The sequence below is a fragment of the Escherichia sp. WS568 genome, from assembly GCF_046486085.1.
GTDB lineage: Bacteria > Pseudomonadota > Gammaproteobacteria > Enterobacterales > Enterobacteriaceae > Escherichia > Escherichia coli.
The window spans coordinates 177,240-194,721 of the sequence record NZ_JBJQMC010000004.1; the positions used below are offsets into that span (position 1 = coordinate 177,240).

A 17,482-nucleotide genomic window follows, 5' to 3' on the forward strand; every position below is an offset into this window, starting at 1 on the left:
TTTTACTCCTTAGCAACAGGCCAGTTCGAAATCCAGACGTTCTGGTACCTGTCCGTTTTCACTGTCCAGCGGCATAAAACGAATGGCAAAACGGCTCTTATGACCGGAAATTTGCGGATAAAGCTGTGAATCGAGTGACAGATTCAGGCGCAGCAAGTCGGCATCGCCACCGTTATCCTGATAAAAACCATTCAGGCTGGTTTGTTTACGGAAGGGGGCCGACTGGCGAATTAAATCCAGCACCATGGTAAGTGCCTGGGTGAGCGGGTTCAGGCTGGCAATCCAGGTTTCTACCTGGCTGTCGCGCTGCGCCTGGGGTAGATGCAGCCAAATGTGCAATGTAGGTAAATCAAAGCTACAACAGCCGCCTGGGATGCTCAGTCGCTGACGCACCAGAGCAATCAAACGATCTTCACGCAGAAATTGCCCGATACGCGGCGCGGAAATTAATACGCTCCCCGCCGCTTTTAACTGCTGAATTAATGCTTCAATACGGCTCTGGTCCACGCCAGGCACGCCAATCCAGGTCTGGAGTTTACGTTGCTGCCGGTCAAGTTCTTTCAACAGCTCAGTGCGGACTTCGCCGCGCTCGAAAACATCCAGTAATTCACTGACATTACGGAAGAAATGCAGCGCGCCAGCGTGGTCAACGATGGGTAGATTAACGGTGAGTTGCTGAATCAAAAACTCAATGCGCAGCCATGTACGCATTTTTTCATTTAGTGGATGTTCAAAAAGGACCTGGGTCTGCATTACGGTTTTTCCTGTGAGACAAACTGCGACGCAAGCTGCAAATAGTGTGCGTGCAGGCGGGCAACATCCGATGCGATTGCATCCGGTGCGCCGTTATTATCAATGACGTCATCTGCCACGGCAAGGCGAGCTTCGCGCGTTGCCTGAGCAGCAAGGATTTGTTCGACATGCTCGCGAGTTACATCGTCGCGCTGCATGGTGCGCTTAAGTTGCGTTTCTGGGCTGACATCCACCACCAGCACTCGATTCGCTTTTTTATACAGTGAGTTTTCTACCAGCAATGGCACAACCCACAGTACATAGGGGGAAGTTGCTTGCTGGATCTGGTGTTGCGTCTCTTGCTGAATCAGCGGATGCAGCAGGGCGTTAAGCCAGTTTTTCTCTTCCGGGTTGGCGAAGATCCGCTCGCGCAAGGCCCGGCGCTGCAATGTTCCATCAGCAGCAATCATGTTAGCGCCAAAGTGATCAGCAATGGCATGTAGCGCAGGTGCACCTGGTTCAACCACCTGACGCGCAATAATATCGGCATCAATGACGTTAATTCCGAGATCAGCAAACGCATTGGCAACGGTACTCTTGCCACTGCCAATGCCTCCCGTTAAGGCAACTATATACCTCATAATTTATATTCCCGGGAATTCATCATGATTATCAAAACGTTAAAAATGAGCGCACGAAAGCGAAATTGATGAAACGTTCGCTCACTATTTACCAGGTAAATTTATGGGATTGTAGCGTAAAAAAAGACAATTTCGCAGTCTTGCGCCGCATTGATTAGTGCGTATGATAGCGTCACTGGAGTTGCGCTCTTACCCTTATAGCCATTAACCCCAGGAATCCGCACATGCGTATTGAAGAAGATCTGAAGTTAGGTTTTAAAGACGTTCTCATCCGCCCTAAACGCTCCACTCTTAAAAGCCGTTCCGATGTTGAACTGGAACGTCAATTCACCTTCAAACATTCAGGTCAGAGCTGGTCCGGCGTGCCGATTATCGCCGCAAATATGGACACCGTAGGCACATTTTCTATGGCCTCTGCGCTGGCTTCTTTTGATATTTTGACTGCTGTGCATAAACACTATTCTGTCGAAGAGTGGCAAGCGTTTATCAACAATTCTTCCGCTGATGTGCTGAAACATGTGATGGTTTCTACCGGCACGTCTGATGCGGATTTCGAAAAAACTAAACAGATTCTCGACCTGAACCCGGCATTAAACTTCGTTTGTATTGACGTGGCGAATGGTTATTCCGAACACTTCGTGCAGTTCGTTGCGAAAGCGCGTGAAGCGTGGCCGACCAAAACCATTTGTGCTGGCAACGTAGTGACTGGTGAAATGTGTGAGGAGCTTATCCTCTCCGGTGCCGATATCGTTAAAGTTGGCATTGGCCCAGGTTCTGTTTGTACAACTCGCGTCAAAACAGGCGTCGGTTATCCGCAACTTTCTGCGGTAATCGAATGTGCCGATGCTGCGCACGGTCTGGGCGGAATGATCGTCAGCGACGGTGGCTGCACCACGCCGGGCGATGTCGCGAAAGCCTTTGGCGGCGGTGCCGATTTCGTCATGCTTGGCGGCATGCTGGCGGGCCATGAAGAGAGCGGCGGTCGCATCGTTGAGGAGAACGGCGAGAAATTTATGCTGTTCTACGGCATGAGCTCAGAGTCTGCGATGAAACGTCACGTTGGCTGCGTTGCGGAATATCGCGCAGCAGAAGGTAAAACCGTTAAGCTGCCGCTGCGAGGCCCGGTTGAAAATACCGCGCGTGATATTTTGGGCGGCCTGCGTTCAGCTTGTACATACGTTGGGGCTTCACGCCTGAAAGAGCTGACCAAGCGCACCACATTTATCCGTGTGCAGGAACAAGAAAACCGCATCTTCAACAACCTGTAATATACCAACGCTGGCGTGGAGCAACACGCCAGCGTTATCCCATTCCACTCATCGCATCGCCTAAATGGAAAATTGGCAGATACATTGCCACCACCAGCGTACCGATAATTCCTCCCGTTATGATCAGCAACGCCGGTTCCAGTAAGGCTGCGAGGTTATCCGCCAGCGCCATTGTGTTATCCCGATGATGATGGGCGAGGTTGTCTAACATGAGATCCAGCGAGCCGGATGCCTCTCCTGTTCTCACTAATTGCAAACAGAGCGGGCTAAACTCACCGGCATTTTTTAGCGCCAGCCAGATGGGGTGACCGTTACTGATATCGTGCTGGATTTGTGTCAGAAGTTGCACCCAGTACGGGCAGCGCATTGTTTCTCTGACGCTCTCAACGCCCTGTAAAAAAGAAATGCCTGCACTTTGTGTCAGCGTCAGAATCGTAAAGATCTGCGTGAGTTTTTGTCCCCGCATCAGTGAACCCATAATCGGGATGCGTAACAGCAATTTCTGCCGTGCGATAAGCCTGGTTGGGTGGCGCATCAGCAGCTTATTGGCTATCGCCAGCAGAAAGCCGAATAGCACCAGCAACCAACCCCATTCGCCACTAAAACTTGCCAGCGTCATGATCCCCTGCGTTAGCGCCGGTAGCGGAGTGTTAAAGATCTTATAGATAGCGGCAAACTCCGGTAGAACAAAATGCAGCATTGCCACAACCACCATGATTGCCATCGCTAAAATGATAATGGGATAACGTAACGCTGATTTCACTTTGTCGGTCAACTGACGCTGGGCTTTTTGCTGACGCGCCAGTTCAAAGCAGCATTCATCCAGCTTACCGGTCAGTTCACCCGTGCGGATCATCGCCTGATAGAGCGGCGGAAATACCTCTGACCAGGGTAATAAGGCATTGGAAAAAGCAATGCCCTGTTCGAGATCGTACGCCAGCGATTGCAGCAACGCTTGCCATTGCTTACTGGGATGCTGTTCCGCGAGCAGTGCCAGCCCTTCAGAAAGCGTTAACCCGGCTTTGAGTAGCGTCGCCAGTTGATGAATGACTTCCGCGCTTTTATCTCCTCGCCACTGCGCAGAATTGATGGCGATTCGCTTCAGGCTAAGTGGGGTAACCATCTGTTGCTGTAGTGCTATGAGCAGCAAAGCACGGCTCTCAGCCCATAGCATCCCATCTTGCGCATTGCCGTCGCCGGTTATGCCATGCCAGCGCCAGAGTTGCTTACTCGCCATGCGGCATCCCCAATACGCGGATTAACTCTTCAAAGGTGGTTAAGCCTTGCTCCACGGCCAGGCAGCCGTTTTCAAAAAGCGTACGCATACCCGCCTGTCGGGCGTGTGTTTCCAGCGATTCAACGTCGGTATTAGCGGAAATAAGCTGGCGTATGATCGGTGTTATGGGTAGAACTTCAAATAAGGCCGTACGACCATAAAAACCGTGGTAGCAATGTACACAACCGGGTGCCTGCCAGTGGGGCAGCGGCGACGGCCATACATTGTCTGGAATATGGATGGGCTCCCCTTGCTGCCGGCGACAATGCGGGCAAAGTTTGCGTACCAGACGCTGGGCTATTACCAGCGTAAGCGCCGATGATAGCATCCAGCGGGCGACTCCCATTTGCTGTAAACGTACCAGCGTTTGCAGGGCACTATAAAGCGTGACCGTTTTGCCGCTGCCTGTAGGGCCAGTTACCAGCACCAATCCCTGTGGTTGTTGCAATGCATGAGCAAAGTCCGCCAGTTGTAACGGCTGCATTCCCAGCGTGTTAACATCCAGTGCCTGGCTCACCTGCTGTAACAACCTTAATACCACCTTTTCACCACCCCGACATGGTAAGGTCGCAATACGAAATGAGACGGCGTTTCCTGCCAGTTCGACAGTGAATTGCCCGTCCTGCGGCAGGCGATGTTCCGCAATATCCAGATTTCCCAGCACTTTTAATCTGGCGGTTAATGCGACTCCGGCATCCGGTGAAACGACCGGTAAAGGATGCAATACGCCGTCGATACGCAAGCGGATGCGGTAGGCATTGTCCGCTGGTTCGATATGAATATCAGACGCGCGTTGTTCCAGCGCAGACTGTAACGTTCTAGTCAGCAACTCTGCTTTGGGCTGATGCTTCTCCTGAACAGCTACGGGCAATGTCTGTTGTGTGCGACTGGCGTGACCTTCCATTTGTTGGCGCGTCCAGCAGGTGATCTCAATACGTTTGGTGGTAGCGAAATGCAATGCGTCCAGTAGCTCATGCGAAGGTGCATCGACTACCGCAACATGAACCACCTCTTCGCTGGCATCCAGCAAGACTCCCTGATAACGCAGACACAGGGCGGTGAGCTGTGGAATATTCATTGCCGCTCCTTAGTTGGCGTCATCAAAGCGGAAGACATCTTCGCAGGCTTGCTGCAATGCGCTGTCACTTTGAATATTGCAGTTGCGCGTCCAGCCGGTGACGCCGTTTGCGTTATCCCAACCCGGCGTCATGACGACGCTTAGCCCATTGAGACTTTCTTGCCCGGTCAGCGACACCACGCCCTTTGCCACACTCATGGCTGAAACATAGCGGGTGGTGGTAGGCGAAGGAATACCATTGCTGCCACCGTCGCAGGTATTTAATCCACCATGTTCCAGCGCGCACAACTCTACGGCGGTACGGTAAGGCACAAAGGTTTGTAGCATGTCGGTGAGTGCGGCTTTGCGCAGGTAGTTTTGATAAGCGGGAATACCAATGGCGCTTAAAATGGCAATGATGCCAATAACCACCATCAGTTCGATAAGTGTAAAACCGCGTTGCTTGTCCATTTGTTTCGCTCCTTGATTTGGTTGGCGCTACTTTGGCAAACGCCATCAGCACAAGCGAGGGGCAAAAAACGAAACGGGAAAGCAGCTTCCGGAGTTTTTTATTACGTTGCAGCGAAAGACAAGAAATTTGCGAGGCGTTACGAAGAAAGTTGGGAAAGGGGAGATTATCCGCCCGCGATGGAGCGGATAAATCTGTCAGCAATCAGCAAAAACGCATTGATAGGTCGAGTGCCTGTACGTGTTTAGTTAGCGCACCGACGGAGATAAAGTCCACGCCCGTTTCGGCAAATTCGCGCAGTGTTTTGTCAGTGACGTTGCCAGACACTTCCAGTAGCGCCTTGCCGTTGGTGCGTTTGACGGCTTCGCGCATCTGTTCTGTTTCGAAGTTATCCAGCATGATGATATCGGCACCTGCTTTCAGGGCTTCATCAAGTTCTTCCAGATTCTCTACTTCGACTTCTACTGGCGCATCCGGGTGCAACCAGGACGCTTTTTCGACCGCCTGGCGCACTGAGCCGGAGGCAATAATATGATTTTCTTTGATCAGGAAGGCATCAGAAAGCCCCAGGCGGTGATTCGCTCCGCCGCCGCAAAGTACCGCGTATTTCAGAGCTGAACGCAGGCCGGGTAAGGTTTTGCGCGTATCCAACAGCTGCGTGTTGGTGCCTTCCAGTAATTCGACATAGTGGCGTACCTTACTGGCAACTCCTGAAAGGGTTTGCACAAAATTAAGCGCAGTGCGTTCGCCCGTTAACAGCACGCGAGATGGGCCTTCAAGTTCGAACAAGGGTTGATTGGCGTTGATGACATCGCCGTCATCCACATGCCAGATTATGGTGACATCGTCGCCTGCCAGTTGAATAAACACCTCTTCAACCCAGCGTTTGCCGCAAAATACGCCATTCTCGCGGGTGATCACTGTGGCATGAGAGCGAGAGTTTTCCGGTAAAAGTTTTGCCGTAATGTCATTGTTGGCATCGACTGTTCCGCCTAAATCTTCCCGCAGCGCCTGGGCCACCGCGCCGGGGATATCGAGATTAATGCGTTCCAGCAGCTCGTCACGTCGGGTGTCAGGGTTATAGCGGCGAGGCGGCATGTTAAAACTCCAGATAGCTAACGAATCATAAGGTAGAAACATGCTACTCTGAACCGGGTATTAGCACCACATATAAGGAGATCCTGCATGTTGTTAGAACAGGGGTGGCTGGCTGGCGCGCGCCGCGTTCCCTCACCACATTACGATTGCCGCCCGGATGACGAAACACCCACCCTGCTGGTGGTGCACAATATTAGCCTGCCGCCAGGCGAGTTTGGCGGTCCGTGGATCGACGCATTATTCACTGGAACTATTGAGCCGCAGGCACATCCTTTCTTTGCTGAGATCGCCCATTTGCGCGTCTCCGCTCACTGTTTGATTCGCCGCGATGGTGAAATAGTCCAGTATGTTCCTTTCGATAAACGTGCCTGGCATGCCGGAGTCTCTCAGTATCAGGGGCGCGAACGCTGCAATGATTTTTCTATTGGGATTGAGCTGGAAGGCACCGATACGCTGGCGTATACCGATGCGCAGTATCAACAGCTTGCGGCGGTTACGCGGGCACTGATTGATCGCTATCCAGATATCGCTAATAACATGACGGGCCATTGTGATATTGCGCCGGATCGGAAAACCGATCCCGGTCCTGCATTTGATTGGGCACGGTTTCGTGCACTGGTCAGCAAGGAGACAACATGACGCTATTTACAACCTTACTGGTGTTAATTTTCGAGCGCCTGTTTAAGTTGGGCGAGCACTGGCAGCTTGATCATCGTCTTGAAGCGTTCTTTCGGCGGGTGAAACATTTTTCTCTCGGGCGCACATTAGGCATGACCATTATTGCGATGGGCGTGACTTTTTTACTGTTACGCACATTGCAGGGAGTATTATTCAACGTTCCCACGCTGCTGGTGTGGCTGCTGATTGGTTTGCTGTGTATTGGCGCAGGTAAAGTTCGTCTTCATTATCATGCTTATCTGACAGCTGCTTCACGTAATGATAGCCATGCCCGTGCCACGATGGCTGGCGAACTCACCATGATTCACGGCGTCCCGGCAGGCTGCGATGAACGTGAGTATTTGCGTGAGCTGCAAAATGCATTGCTGTGGATTAACTTTCGTTTTTATCTTGCACCGCTGTTCTGGCTGATTGTGGGGGGAACCTGGGGACCCGTTACGCTGATGGGGTATGCGTTTTTGCGTGCATGGCAATACTGGCTGGCGCGTTACCAGACGCCGCATCATCGTTTACAGTCCGGCATTGATGGCGTGCTTCATGTACTGGATTGGGTGCCGGTTCGTCTTGCGGGTGTGGTATATGCCTTGATCGGTCATGGGGAGAAAGCGTTACCGGCCTGGTTTGCTTCGCTGGGTGATTTCCATACTTCGCAATATCAGGTATTAACGCGTCTGGCACAGTTCTCTCTGGCGCGTGAACCGCATGTCGATAAGGTGGAGACGCCGAAGGCAGCGGTTTCCATGGCGAAGAAAACCTCGTTCGTGGTCGTGGTGGTAATTGCGCTACTGACGATTTACGGGGCGTTGGTGTAAAGATTATTGCCCTCACCCTGCACGGGTGAGGGCGTAGAGAGATTAATGCGCTTTTACGGCTTTGGCGGTTTTCTCTTTAAACAGATAGCCGATACCTAACACGATCAGCCATACCGGGATCAGGTATACCGAAATCGCCATTCCTGGGGTCATCAGCATAATCACCAATACCGCCGCCATAAACAGCAGGCAGATCCAGTTACCCAGCGGATAAAGCAGAGCAGGGAAGCGAGTTACCACGCCTTGTTCCTGCTTGGCGCGACGGAATTTCATATGCGCCAGGCTAATCATCGCCCAGTTGATGACCAGTGCAGATACCACCAGCGCCATTAACAGGCCGAATGCGGATTCCGGTGCAAGGTAGTTAATCAGCACGCACAATGCCGTAACCAGCGCAGACACCAGAATAGTATTAACCGGTACACCGCGTTTGTCGACAGACGCCAGCGCTTTTGGCGCGTTGCCCTGTTGTGCCAGACCAAACAGCATACGGCTGTTGCAATATACGCAGCTGTTGTACACGGAGAGCGCCGCAGTCAGTACCACGATGTTCAGCGCATTTGCCACAAAGGTATCGCCTAACTCGTGGAAGATCAGCACAAACGGGCTGGTGTCAGCGGTAACGCGTGTCCACGGCATCAGTGAGAGCAGAACGGCTAACGAACCAATGTAGAAAATCAGGATGCGGTAGATAACCTGGTTAGTCGCTTTTGGAATACTTTGCTCCGGGTTATCAGCTTCTGCTGCGGTGATCCCCACCAGTTCCAGACCACCGAACGAGAACATGATAATCGCCATCATCATCACCAGCCCGGTGAAGCCGTGCGGCAGGAAACCACCCTGATCCCACAGGTTGCTAACGGTCGCCTGCGGGCCGCCGTTGCCACTGAATAGCAGCCAGCCGCCGAAGATGATCATCGCTACCACCGCGATAACTTTGATAATGGCAAACCAGAACTCCATCTCGCCAAACACTTTTACGTTTGTCAGGTTGATGGCGTTGATCACCACAAAGAACACGGCGGCAGAAACCCAGGTTGGGATTTCCGGATACCAGAACTGAATGTATTTACCCACGGCAGTCAGCTCTGCCATGGCAACTAAAACGTACAGTACCCAGTAGTTCCAGCCAGAGGCGAAACCGGCAAAACTGCCCCAGTATTTATAAGCAAAGTGGCTAAAGGAGCCTGCGACAGGTTCTTCGACCACCATTTCACCCAGCTGACGCATGATCAGAAAGGCGATAAAACCAGCAATGGCGTAACCCAGGATAATCCCTGGCCCTGCGGACTGTATTACGGAGGCGCTACCCAGGAATAACCCGGTCCCTATCGCGCCACCCAGCGCGATAAGCTGAATATGGCGGTTTTTAAGGCCGCGCTTTAGCTGCTCGCCGTGCTGTTGACCTTCCATCATGAAACCTCGTGCGGTGATTGTTTTTTTGATCTACGCAGTGATGCGTGTGTAAGTTTGCAATTCCGTTTATTGTATTGATTTCTTTACGTTTCATGTAACTGAATTATGATAATGCTACTTTTAACTATCACAAGATAATGGTATGTGCGCGAGAATGCACCTGCTTTATGTAGATGTGTTGATTTTCTGGATAAAAAAAAAGCAATTGTAAGTTTTTCATCACATTTAATAGATACTTTAAGTCTGATAACATACTGTTTTAACTAGCTATATGCCGGATTTGTCTGCCTGCTGAACACCATGCCTTAGCCACCAGCACAATAATCTTACAAAAGGTCATATAAAAATAAATAGATGTTAATAATGCGGTGGGCTTGTAACGTAAGTATTTAAATATAATATTGCGAGATGAGTGAAAACGTTAAGTAAAAGAAATAAATTTTCATTAAAAGCGTTTATAATTGATCGAGAAATAAGTTTTCTATTTAATGCAAATAAGTTAAGGATAAACTGGAATGAAATAAAGTGGGCGATATTGTTTACCTGAGAATAATCGGTGAGAAGCAGGGCGATATTTCTTCAGGCTGTGGGACGTATGCGTCGGTTGGTAATCGCTGGCAGGTTGGCCATGAAGATGAAATTTTTGCCTTTGCACTCACCAACACCATTACCAGTACTGGTAAAGGCGTTAATCTGCAGGGGCTACAATTTTGCAAACTCATTGATAAAAGCTCACCGCTACTGTCTAATGCCATCAATCAGAATGAGCGGTTATTTATTGAAATCGATTTGTATCGTATAAATAAAAGCGGGCGCTGGGAACGGTATTATTATATTCAGCTAAGAAATGCTTCATTAACTGCTATTCATGTAAACATTTCTGACAATAATCTTCCTACCGAATGTGTAACTGTCGATTATGACTACATATTATGTAAACATCTAATAGCCAATACGGAATTTGACTGGTTGGCCTTTCCTGCTGGCCATAATAGCTTATTTATTCCACCTAAAAACCCACCTGCCAGTAATCTTAACCCTGAGCCTCTACCAGTTGTTAACCTTCCACTCTCTCCACCAGCGGTTAAACCGGTCTATGCCAAATCCTGTCTGAAGGAGAAGGGATGTACAGATGCCGGAACGGCAGAAGAACCCGCTGAAAACTTCGGGCAAGTAGCGATTTTTGCTCTGCCAGTGGTTGATGACTGCTGTGGATACCACCATCCCGAGGCTAACGATGTCGGGCAACCCGCAGAAGCTCAAACCATGCTACTGTTTCCGGGTAGCGTATTGGCGGCTCAAATATGGGGAAAATGGTCGCTCAGTGGCATACTCAGTGCAACCCGCGGCTCTTACATCGGTGCGTTGGCATCTGCTTTGTATATTCCCTCTGCGGGCGAGGGCAGTGCTCGCGTGCCCGGACGTGATGAGTTCTGGTATGAGGAAGAACTGCAGCAGAAAGCACTAGCAGGCAGTACCGCCACCACCCGGGTACGTTTTTTCTGGGGAACTGACATTCACGGCAAGCCTCAGGTGTATGGTGTTCATACGGGTGAAGGTACGCCGTATGAAAACGTCCGCGTGGCGAACATGCAGTGGAACGAGCAGACGCAGCGTTATGAATTTACCCCCGCTCACGATGTCGATGGCCCCCTGATTACCTGGACGCCGGAAAATCCGGAACATGGGAATGTTCCGGGCCATACCGGTAACGACAGGCCGCCGCTGGAGCAGCCCACCATTCTGGTGACGCCGATTCCGGACGGCACTGATACCTATAGCACGCCGCCATTCCCGGTTCCTGATCCGAAAGAATTCAACGATTATATTCTGGTTTTTCCGGCGGGATCCGGTATTAAGCCCATCTATGTTTACCTGAAGGAGGATCCGCGAAAGCTGCCTGGTGTTGTAACAGGGCGCGGCGTCCCGCTTTCACCAGGAACTCGCTGGCTGGATATGTCGGTATCCAATAACGGCAACGGCGCACCAATCCCGGCACATATTGCTGATAAATTGCGCGGACGGGAGTTTAAAACCTTTGATGAGTTTCGCGAGGCGCTGTGGCTGGAGGTGAGTCAGGATCCGGAGTTGATAGCGCAGTTTTCAAGTGGTAACCAAACACGTATAAAACAAGGATTAACCGCAAAAGCACCTATTGACGGTTGGCATTATGGCCCTAAAGAAATAGTTAAAAAATTCCAGATACATCATCGTGTTGCAATTGAATATGGCGGCAGCGTATACGATATTGATAATTTACGAATTGTTACCCCCAGACTACACGATGAGATTCACTACAGGAGATAAATATGTTTAAAGAAAAGCTCCAGGATTATACCGAGGATGAATTTCTTAATTTTTTAGGCGGATTGAGATCATCTATGAAAGATGGGAAATCCTTAAAAGGTAAGGAGCTAGAAATGTACTGGGATTCATTAGTAGATCATTTTATTGAAATTACACAGCATCCGTCAGGGAGCGATCTCATTTTCTACCCTAAAAGTCAAGGAGATGATAAGCCTGAAAACATCCTGAAAATTGTCAAAGAATGGCGGCGTTCACAGGGGTTACCCTTGTTTAAAGACTCTAAATAAAGTAGATAATAAAACTATATATGGAACATCATCGCATCTGGCTAATGCGATGATATTAATGACATAAAATAATAATGTGATTGCTCTTAAAAAACAGGTAAAAATACTGAAGCCTCATTAGGTTATTTTATCATTTTCCCGCTTTTACCGATACCCTTTGGCTGGAGGTGAGTCAGTATCCGGAGTTGATAGCGCAGTTTTCAAGCGGTAATCAAACACGTATAAAACAAGGATTAATCGCAAAAGCACCACTTGAAGGTTGGCATTATGGCACTAAAGAAATCGTTAAAAAATTCCACATATATCATCGTGTTGCGATTGAATATAGTGGCGGAATTTACGATATTGATAATTTAAGGAGGGCACACCTCATTTGCATGATGAAATTTATTACAGGAGATAGTTAAATGTATGATTTTAAAAATAAAATAGAAGATTACACAGAGCGGGAATTCATTGAGTTGCTTGGCGAGTTTACAAATCCAACCGGGGATAACGCTCAATTAAAAGGGGAAGAGCTTGACAAATATTGGGATGATCTAGAAGAACATCTTACCAGAATTACACAACATCCGTTGATGAGCGATCTTATCTACTATCCTGCAAAGAAGGGAGATGATGAACCTGAAAACATCCTGAAAATTGTCAAAGAATGGCGGCGTTCACAGGGGCTACCCTTGTTTAAAGACTCTAAATAAAGTAGATAATAAAACTATATATGGAACATCATCGCGTCTGGCTAATGCGATGATGTTAATAACATAAAATAATAATGTGGGTGCTCTTAAAAAACAGGTAAAATACTGAAATCTCATTAGGTTATTTTATCAATTTCCCGCTTTCACCGATACCCTTTGGCTGGAGGTGAGTCAGTATCCGGAGTTGATAGCGCAGTTTTCAACTGGTAACCAAACACGTATAAAACAAGGATTAATCGCAAAAGCGCCTCTTGAAGGTTGGTATTATGGCTCTAAGGAAATTGTTAAAGAATTCCATATATATCATAGTGTTGCGATTGAATGTGGTGGCGAAATTTATGATATTGATAATTAAAGGATTGTTACGCCTCGACTACATGATGAAATTCACTACAGGAGATAATGTATATGCATGATTTAAAATACAAAATATATTTTTACACAGAAGGTGAATTTCTTGAAATGCTTGAGGAGATAGTAAATGCAACTAGCAAAGATAAATCCCTAAAAGGGAAAAAATTAGAAAAATATCTCGATACCTTAGTGGATCATTTCATTAAAATTACTGAACATCCTAAAAAGGGAGATCTCATTTTCTATCCTAATTCCCCAGAAGATGGTAAACCTGAAAACATCCTGAAAATCGTCAAAGAATGGCGGCGTTCGCAAGGATTGTCTTTGTTCAAAGATTCAGAATGAACTCTAAACAGAATCTGTCACCTGAAAATCATCACGTTCTGGTTAAGTGATGATTTTCGCTACGAGAAGGTTACGGTGGCGATTGCAGTGATAATAAGCAATGTAAAAAGAAAACATAGGTAAATACTACCTTTCTCTCCTTCCCTGAACATTCATTTTACATATTAATTCACATAATTGAATTGTTATGCGTTTTGTTGCTTGGTGAATCGGTTCAGAAGAAATATTTTTTCGTTTCAATTCTGTTAATCATAACCCGTGGTGGGTAAATTTAACATTTGTGCATAGTTACAACTTTGAAACGTTATATATGTCAAGTTGTTAAAATGTGCACAGTTTCATGATTTCAATCAAAACCTGTATGGACATAAGGTGAATACTTTGTTACTTTAGCGTCACAGACATGAAATTGGTAAGACCAATTGACTTCGGCAAGTGGCTTAAGACAGGAACTCATGGCCTACAGCAAAATCCGCCAACCAAAACTCTCCGATGTGATTGAGCAGCAACTGGAGTTTTTGATCCTCGAAGGCACTCTCCGCCCGGGCGAAAAACTCCCACCGGAACGCGAACTGGCAAAACAGTTTGACGTCTCCCGTCCCTCCTTGCGTGAGGCGATTCAACGTCTCGAAGCGAAGGGCTTGTTGCTTCGTCGCCAGGGTGGCGGCACTTTTGTCCAGAGCAGCCTATGGCAAAGCTTCAGCGATCCGCTGGTGGAGCTGCTCTCCGACCATCCTGAATCACAGTATGACTTGCTCGAAACACGACACGCCCTGGAAGGTATCGCCGCTTATTACGCCGCGCTGCGTAGTACCGATGAAGACAAGGAACGCATCCGTGAACTCCACCACGCTATAGAGCTGGCGCAGCAGTCTGGCGATCTGGACGCGGAATCAAACGCCGTACTCCAGTATCAGATTGCCGTCACCGAAGCGGCCCACAATGTGGTTCTGCTTCATCTGCTAAGGTGTATGGAGCCGATGTTGGCCCAGAATGTCCGCCAGAACTTCGAATTGCTCTATTCGCGTCGCGAGATGCTGCCGCTGGTGAGTAGTCACCGCACCCGCATATTTGAAGCGATTATGGCCGGTAAGCCGGAAGAAGCGCGCGAAGCATCGCATCGCCATCTGGCCTTTATCGAAGAAATTTTGCTCGACAGAAGCCGTGAAGAGAGCCGCCGTGAGCGTTCTCTGCGTCGTCTGGAGCAACGAAAGAATTAGTGATTTTTCTGGTAAAAATTATCCAGAAGATGTTGTAAATCAAGCGCATATAAAAGCGCGGCAACTAAACGTAGAACCTGTCTTATTGAGCTTTCCGGCGAGAGTTCAATGGGACAGGTTCCAGAAAACTCAACGTTATTAGATAGATAAGGAATAACCCATGTCAGAACGTTTCCCAAATGACGTGGATCCGATCGAAACTCGCGACTGGCTCCAGGCGATCGAATCGGTCATCCGTGAAGAAGGTGTTGAGCGTGCTCAGTATCTGATCGACCAACTGCTTGCTGAAGCCCGCAAAGGCGGTGTCAACGTAGCCGCAGGCACAGGTATCAGCAACTACATCAACACCATCCCCGTTGAAGAACAACCGGAGTATCCGGGTAATCTGGAACTGGAACGCCGTATTCGTTCAGCTATCCGCTGGAACGCCATCATGACGGTTCTGCGTGCGTCGAAAAAAGACCTCGAACTGGGCGGCCACATGGCGTCCTTCCAGTCTTCCGCAACCATTTATGATGTGTGCTTTAACCACTTCTTCCGTGCACGCAACGAGCAGGATGGCGGCGACCTGGTTTACTTCCAGGGCCACATCTCCCCGGGCGTTTACGCACGTGCTTTCCTGGAAGGTCGTCTGACTCAGGAGCAGCTGGATAACTTCCGTCAGGAAGTTCACGGCAATGGCCTCTCTTCCTATCCGCACCCGAAACTGATGCCGGAATTCTGGCAGTTCCCGACCGTATCTATGGGTCTGGGTCCGATTGGTGCTATTTACCAGGCTAAGTTCCTGAAATATCTGGAACACCGTGGCCTGAAAGATACCTCTAAACAGACCGTTTACGCATTCCTCGGCGACGGTGAAATGGACGAACCGGAATCCAAAGGTGCGATCACCATCGCAACCCGTGAAAAACTGGATAACCTGGTCTTCGTTATCAACTGTAACCTGCAACGTCTTGACGGCCCGGTCACCGGTAACGGCAAGATCATCAACGAACTGGAAGGCATCTTCGAAGGTGCTGGCTGGAACGTGATCAAAGTGATGTGGGGTAGCCGTTGGGATGAACTGCTGCGTAAAGATACCAGCGGTAAACTGATCCAGCTGATGAACGAAACCGTTGACGGCGACTACCAGACCTTCAAATCGAAAGATGGTGCGTACGTTCGTGAACACTTCTTCGGTAAATATCCTGAAACCGCAGCACTGGTTGCAGACTGGACTGACGAGCAGATCTGGGCACTGAACCGTGGCGGTCACGATCCGAAGAAAATCTACGCTGCATTCAAGAAAGCGCAGGAAACCAAAGGCAAAGCGACAGTAATCCTTGCTCATACCATTAAAGGTTACGGCATGGGCGACGCGGCTGAAGGTAAAAACATCGCGCACCAGGTTAAGAAAATGAACATGGACGGCGTGCGTCACATCCGCGACCGTTTCAATGTGCCGGTGTCTGATGCCGATATCGAAAAACTGCCGTACATCACCTTCCCGGAAGGTTCTGAAGAGCATACCTATCTGCACGCGCAGCGTCAGAAACTGCACGGTTATCTGCCAAGCCGTCAGCCGAACTTCACCGAGAAGCTTGAGCTGCCGAGCCTGCAAGATTTCGGCGCGCTGCTGGAAGAGCAGAGCAAAGAGATCTCTACCACTATCGCTTTCGTTCGTGCTCTGAACGTGATGCTGAAGAACAAGTCGATCAAAGACCGACTGGTGCCGATCATCGCCGACGAAGCGCGTACTTTCGGTATGGAAGGTCTGTTCCGTCAGATTGGTATTTACAGCCCGAACGGTCAGCAGTACACCCCGCAGGACCGCGAGCAGGTTGCTTACTATAAAGAAGACGAGAAAGGTCAGATTCTGCAGGAAGGGATCAACGAGCTGGGCGCAGGTTGTTCCTGGCTGGCAGCGGCGACCTCTTACAGCACCAACAATCTGCCGATGATTCCGTTCTACATCTATTACTCGATGTTCGGCTTCCAGCGTATCGGCGATCTGTGCTGGGCGGCTGGTGACCAGCAAGCGCGTGGCTTCCTGATCGGCGGTACTTCCGGTCGTACCACCCTGAACGGCGAAGGTCTGCAGCACGAAGATGGTCACAGCCACATTCAGTCGCTGACTATCCCGAACTGTATCTCTTACGACCCGGCTTACGCTTACGAAGTTGCTGTCATCATGCATGACGGTCTGGAGCGTATGTACGGTGAAAAACAAGAGAACGTTTACTACTACATCACCACGCTGAACGAAAACTACCACATGCCGGCAATGCCCGAAGGTGCTGAGGAAGGTATCCGTAAAGGTATCTACAAACTCGAAACCATTGAAGGTAGCAAAGGTAAAGTTCAGCTGCTCGGCTCCGGTTCTATCCTGCGTCACGTCCGTGAAGCAGCTGAGATCCTGGCGAAAGATTACGGCGTAGGTTCTGACGTTTATAGCGTGACATCCTTCACCGAACTGGCGCGTGATGGTCAGGATTGTGAACGCTGGAACATGCTGCACCCGCTGGAAACTCCGCGCGTTCCGTATATCGCTCAGGTGATGAATGACGCTCCGGCAGTGGCATCTACCGACTATATGAAACTGTTCGCTGAGCAGGTCCGTACTTACGTACCGGCTGACGACTACCGCGTACTGGGTACTGATGGCTTCGGTCGTTCCGACAGCCGTGAGAACCTGCGTCACCACTTCGAAGTTGATGCTTCTTATGTCGTGGTTGCGGCGCTGGGCGAACTGGCTAAACGTGGCGAAATCGATAAGAAAGTGGTTGCTGACGCAATCGCCAAATTCAACATCGATGCAGATAAAGTTAACCCGCGTCTGGCGTAA

Annotated in this window: 19 protein-coding genes; 12 read left to right on the plus strand and 7 right to left on the minus strand. The window is 49.4% G+C overall.

The genetic code is table 11. The features are described from left to right. Positions 1-9: 9 nt before the first annotated feature. A complete protein-coding gene (gene zapD / locus ACJHWR_RS06480; RefSeq protein ID WP_001194731.1) occupies positions 10-753 on the minus strand; it encodes a cell division protein ZapD in 744 nt (247 codons plus the stop codon). After that, positions 753-1,373, minus strand: a complete 621-nt coding sequence (gene coaE / locus ACJHWR_RS06485) for a dephospho-CoA kinase (RefSeq protein WP_001269520.1) — start codon at positions 1,371-1,373, stop codon at positions 753-755. Before coaE ends, zapD begins: the two co-directional genes overlap by 1 nt. Positions 1,374-1,397: 24 nt before the next feature. Here coaE and ACJHWR_RS06490 point away from each other — a divergent pair, with 24 nt between their 5' ends. Both ACJHWR_RS06490 and guaC read left to right on the plus strand, forming a co-directional pair. Further along, positions 1,398-1,442 carry a protein YacM gene (locus ACJHWR_RS06490; RefSeq protein WP_120795372.1) on the plus strand — a complete coding sequence of 15 codons (45 nt, stop codon included), beginning with the start codon at positions 1,398-1,400 and terminating at the stop codon, positions 1,440-1,442. Between the two features lie 155 nt (positions 1,443-1,597). Continuing rightward, positions 1,598-2,641 carry a GMP reductase gene (gene guaC, locus ACJHWR_RS06495; protein ID WP_001217333.1) on the plus strand — a complete coding sequence of 348 codons (1,044 nt, stop codon included), beginning with the start codon at positions 1,598-1,600 and terminating at the stop codon, positions 2,639-2,641. A gap of 34 nt (positions 2,642-2,675) precedes the next feature. On the opposite strand, the gene hofC is transcribed toward guaC, so the two are convergent. The 4 genes from hofC to nadC all read right to left on the minus strand — a co-directional run bounded on the left by hofC (position 2,676) and on the right by nadC (position 6,541). Then, entirely contained in the window at positions 2,676-3,878 is a 1,203-nt protein-coding gene (hofC, locus tag ACJHWR_RS06500; RefSeq protein ID WP_000157219.1) for a protein transport protein HofC, read from the minus strand. Further along, positions 3,868-4,995 carry an ATPase, T2SS/T4P/T4SS family gene (locus ACJHWR_RS06505; protein WP_410226680.1) on the minus strand — a complete coding sequence of 376 codons (1,128 nt, stop codon included), beginning with the start codon at positions 4,993-4,995 and terminating at the stop codon, positions 3,868-3,870. The genes hofC and ACJHWR_RS06505 overlap by 11 nt, the downstream gene beginning before the upstream one ends. 9 nt (positions 4,996-5,004) lie before the next feature. Beyond that, positions 5,005-5,445 (minus strand): prepilin peptidase-dependent pilin, encoded by a 441-nt coding sequence (ppdD, locus tag ACJHWR_RS06510; RefSeq protein ID WP_000360914.1) that lies wholly within the window; start codon positions 5,443-5,445, stop codon positions 5,005-5,007. A gap of 202 nt (positions 5,446-5,647) precedes the next feature. After that, the gene (gene nadC / locus ACJHWR_RS06515) at positions 5,648-6,541 is read right to left on the minus strand and encodes a carboxylating nicotinate-nucleotide diphosphorylase (RefSeq protein WP_001135167.1); all 894 of its coding nucleotides are present in this window, start codon (positions 6,539-6,541) and stop codon (positions 5,648-5,650) included. Positions 6,542-6,628: 87 nt separating this feature from the next. Here nadC and ampD point away from each other — a divergent pair, with 87 nt between their 5' ends. Then, positions 6,629-7,180, plus strand: coding sequence for a 1,6-anhydro-N-acetylmuramyl-L-alanine amidase AmpD (gene ampD, locus ACJHWR_RS06520; protein WP_137494180.1), 552 nt, complete (start codon positions 6,629-6,631; stop codon positions 7,178-7,180). Continuing rightward, the gene (ampE, locus tag ACJHWR_RS06525; RefSeq protein ID WP_000172020.1) at positions 7,177-8,031 is read left to right on the plus strand and encodes a beta-lactamase regulator AmpE; all 855 of its coding nucleotides are present in this window, start codon (positions 7,177-7,179) and stop codon (positions 8,029-8,031) included. Before ampD ends, ampE begins: the two co-directional genes overlap by 4 nt. A 42-nt stretch (positions 8,032-8,073) precedes the next feature. Here ampE and aroP read toward each other — a convergent pair whose 3' ends face one another. Further along, the gene (gene aroP / locus ACJHWR_RS06530) at positions 8,074-9,447 is read right to left on the minus strand and encodes an aromatic amino acid transporter AroP (protein WP_000969915.1); all 1,374 of its coding nucleotides are present in this window, start codon (positions 9,445-9,447) and stop codon (positions 8,074-8,076) included. 525 nt (positions 9,448-9,972) lie between these two features. Here aroP and tssD point away from each other — a divergent pair. The 8 genes from tssD to aceE all read left to right on the plus strand — a co-directional run bounded on the left by tssD (position 9,973) and on the right by aceE (position 17,482). Next, on the plus strand, positions 9,973-11,754 hold the full coding sequence (tssD, locus tag ACJHWR_RS06535) for a type VI secretion system tube protein TssD (RefSeq protein WP_000502514.1): 1,782 nt from the start codon (positions 9,973-9,975) through the stop codon (positions 11,752-11,754). Positions 11,755-11,756: 2 nt separating this feature from the next. After that, a complete protein-coding gene (locus ACJHWR_RS06540) occupies positions 11,757-12,041 on the plus strand; it encodes a bacteriocin immunity protein (RefSeq protein ID WP_000471928.1) in 285 nt (94 codons plus the stop codon). A 167-nt stretch (positions 12,042-12,208) separates the two neighbouring features. Continuing rightward, positions 12,209-12,448, plus strand: coding sequence for a hypothetical protein (locus tag ACJHWR_RS06545; RefSeq protein WP_001311382.1), 240 nt, complete (start codon positions 12,209-12,211; stop codon positions 12,446-12,448). After that, positions 12,449-12,739 (plus strand): bacteriocin immunity protein, encoded by a 291-nt coding sequence (locus ACJHWR_RS06550; protein WP_000271873.1) that lies wholly within the window; start codon positions 12,449-12,451, stop codon positions 12,737-12,739. Positions 12,740-12,905: 166 nt separating this feature from the next. Further along, positions 12,906-13,094 carry a hypothetical protein gene (locus tag ACJHWR_RS06555; RefSeq protein ID WP_012311815.1) on the plus strand — a complete coding sequence of 63 codons (189 nt, stop codon included), beginning with the start codon at positions 12,906-12,908 and terminating at the stop codon, positions 13,092-13,094. A gap of 53 nt (positions 13,095-13,147) precedes the next feature. Then, entirely contained in the window at positions 13,148-13,438 is a 291-nt protein-coding gene (locus tag ACJHWR_RS06560) for a bacteriocin immunity protein (protein ID WP_000543775.1), read from the plus strand. A 455-nt stretch (positions 13,439-13,893) separates the two neighbouring features. After that, the gene (gene pdhR, locus ACJHWR_RS06565; protein WP_000331776.1) at positions 13,894-14,658 is read left to right on the plus strand and encodes a pyruvate dehydrogenase complex transcriptional repressor PdhR; all 765 of its coding nucleotides are present in this window, start codon (positions 13,894-13,896) and stop codon (positions 14,656-14,658) included. Positions 14,659-14,818: 160 nt separating this feature from the next. Continuing rightward, positions 14,819-17,482 carry a pyruvate dehydrogenase (acetyl-transferring), homodimeric type gene (gene aceE, locus ACJHWR_RS06570; RefSeq protein WP_000003820.1) on the plus strand — a complete coding sequence of 888 codons (2,664 nt, stop codon included), beginning with the start codon at positions 14,819-14,821 and terminating at the stop codon, positions 17,480-17,482.

Excerpts from the sequence above, each read along its gene's own strand:
- zapD (WP_001194731.1), bottom strand. The coding sequence starts at position 753 with ATGCAGACCCAGGTCCTTTTTGAACATCCACTAAATGAAAAAATGCGT.
- coaE (WP_001269520.1), bottom strand. The coding sequence starts at position 1,373 with ATGAGGTATATAGTTGCCTTAACGGGAGGCATTGGCAGTGGCAAGAGT.
- guaC (WP_001217333.1), top strand. The coding sequence starts at position 1,598 with ATGCGTATTGAAGAAGATCTGAAGTTAGGTTTTAAAGACGTTCTCATC.
- hofC (WP_000157219.1), bottom strand. The coding sequence starts at position 3,878 with ATGGCGAGTAAGCAACTCTGGCGCTGGCATGGCATAACCGGCGACGGC.
- ACJHWR_RS06505 (WP_410226680.1), bottom strand. The coding sequence starts at position 4,995 with ATGAATATTCCACAGCTCACCGCCCTGTGTCTGCGTTATCAGGGAGTC.
- ppdD (WP_000360914.1), bottom strand. The coding sequence starts at position 5,445 with ATGGACAAGCAACGCGGTTTTACACTTATCGAACTGATGGTGGTTATT.
- nadC (WP_001135167.1), bottom strand. The coding sequence starts at position 6,541 with ATGCCGCCTCGCCGCTATAACCCTGACACCCGACGTGACGAGCTGCTG.
- ampD (WP_137494180.1), top strand. The coding sequence starts at position 6,629 with ATGTTGTTAGAACAGGGGTGGCTGGCTGGCGCGCGCCGCGTTCCCTCA.
- ampE (WP_000172020.1), top strand. The coding sequence starts at position 7,177 with ATGACGCTATTTACAACCTTACTGGTGTTAATTTTCGAGCGCCTGTTT.
- aroP (WP_000969915.1), bottom strand. The coding sequence starts at position 9,447 with ATGATGGAAGGTCAACAGCACGGCGAGCAGCTAAAGCGCGGCCTTAAA.
- ACJHWR_RS06540 (WP_000471928.1), top strand. The coding sequence starts at position 11,757 with ATGTTTAAAGAAAAGCTCCAGGATTATACCGAGGATGAATTTCTTAAT.
- ACJHWR_RS06550 (WP_000271873.1), top strand. The coding sequence starts at position 12,449 with ATGTATGATTTTAAAAATAAAATAGAAGATTACACAGAGCGGGAATTC.
- ACJHWR_RS06560 (WP_000543775.1), top strand. The coding sequence starts at position 13,148 with ATGCATGATTTAAAATACAAAATATATTTTTACACAGAAGGTGAATTT.
- pdhR (WP_000331776.1), top strand. The coding sequence starts at position 13,894 with ATGGCCTACAGCAAAATCCGCCAACCAAAACTCTCCGATGTGATTGAG.
- aceE (WP_000003820.1), top strand. The coding sequence starts at position 14,819 with ATGTCAGAACGTTTCCCAAATGACGTGGATCCGATCGAAACTCGCGAC.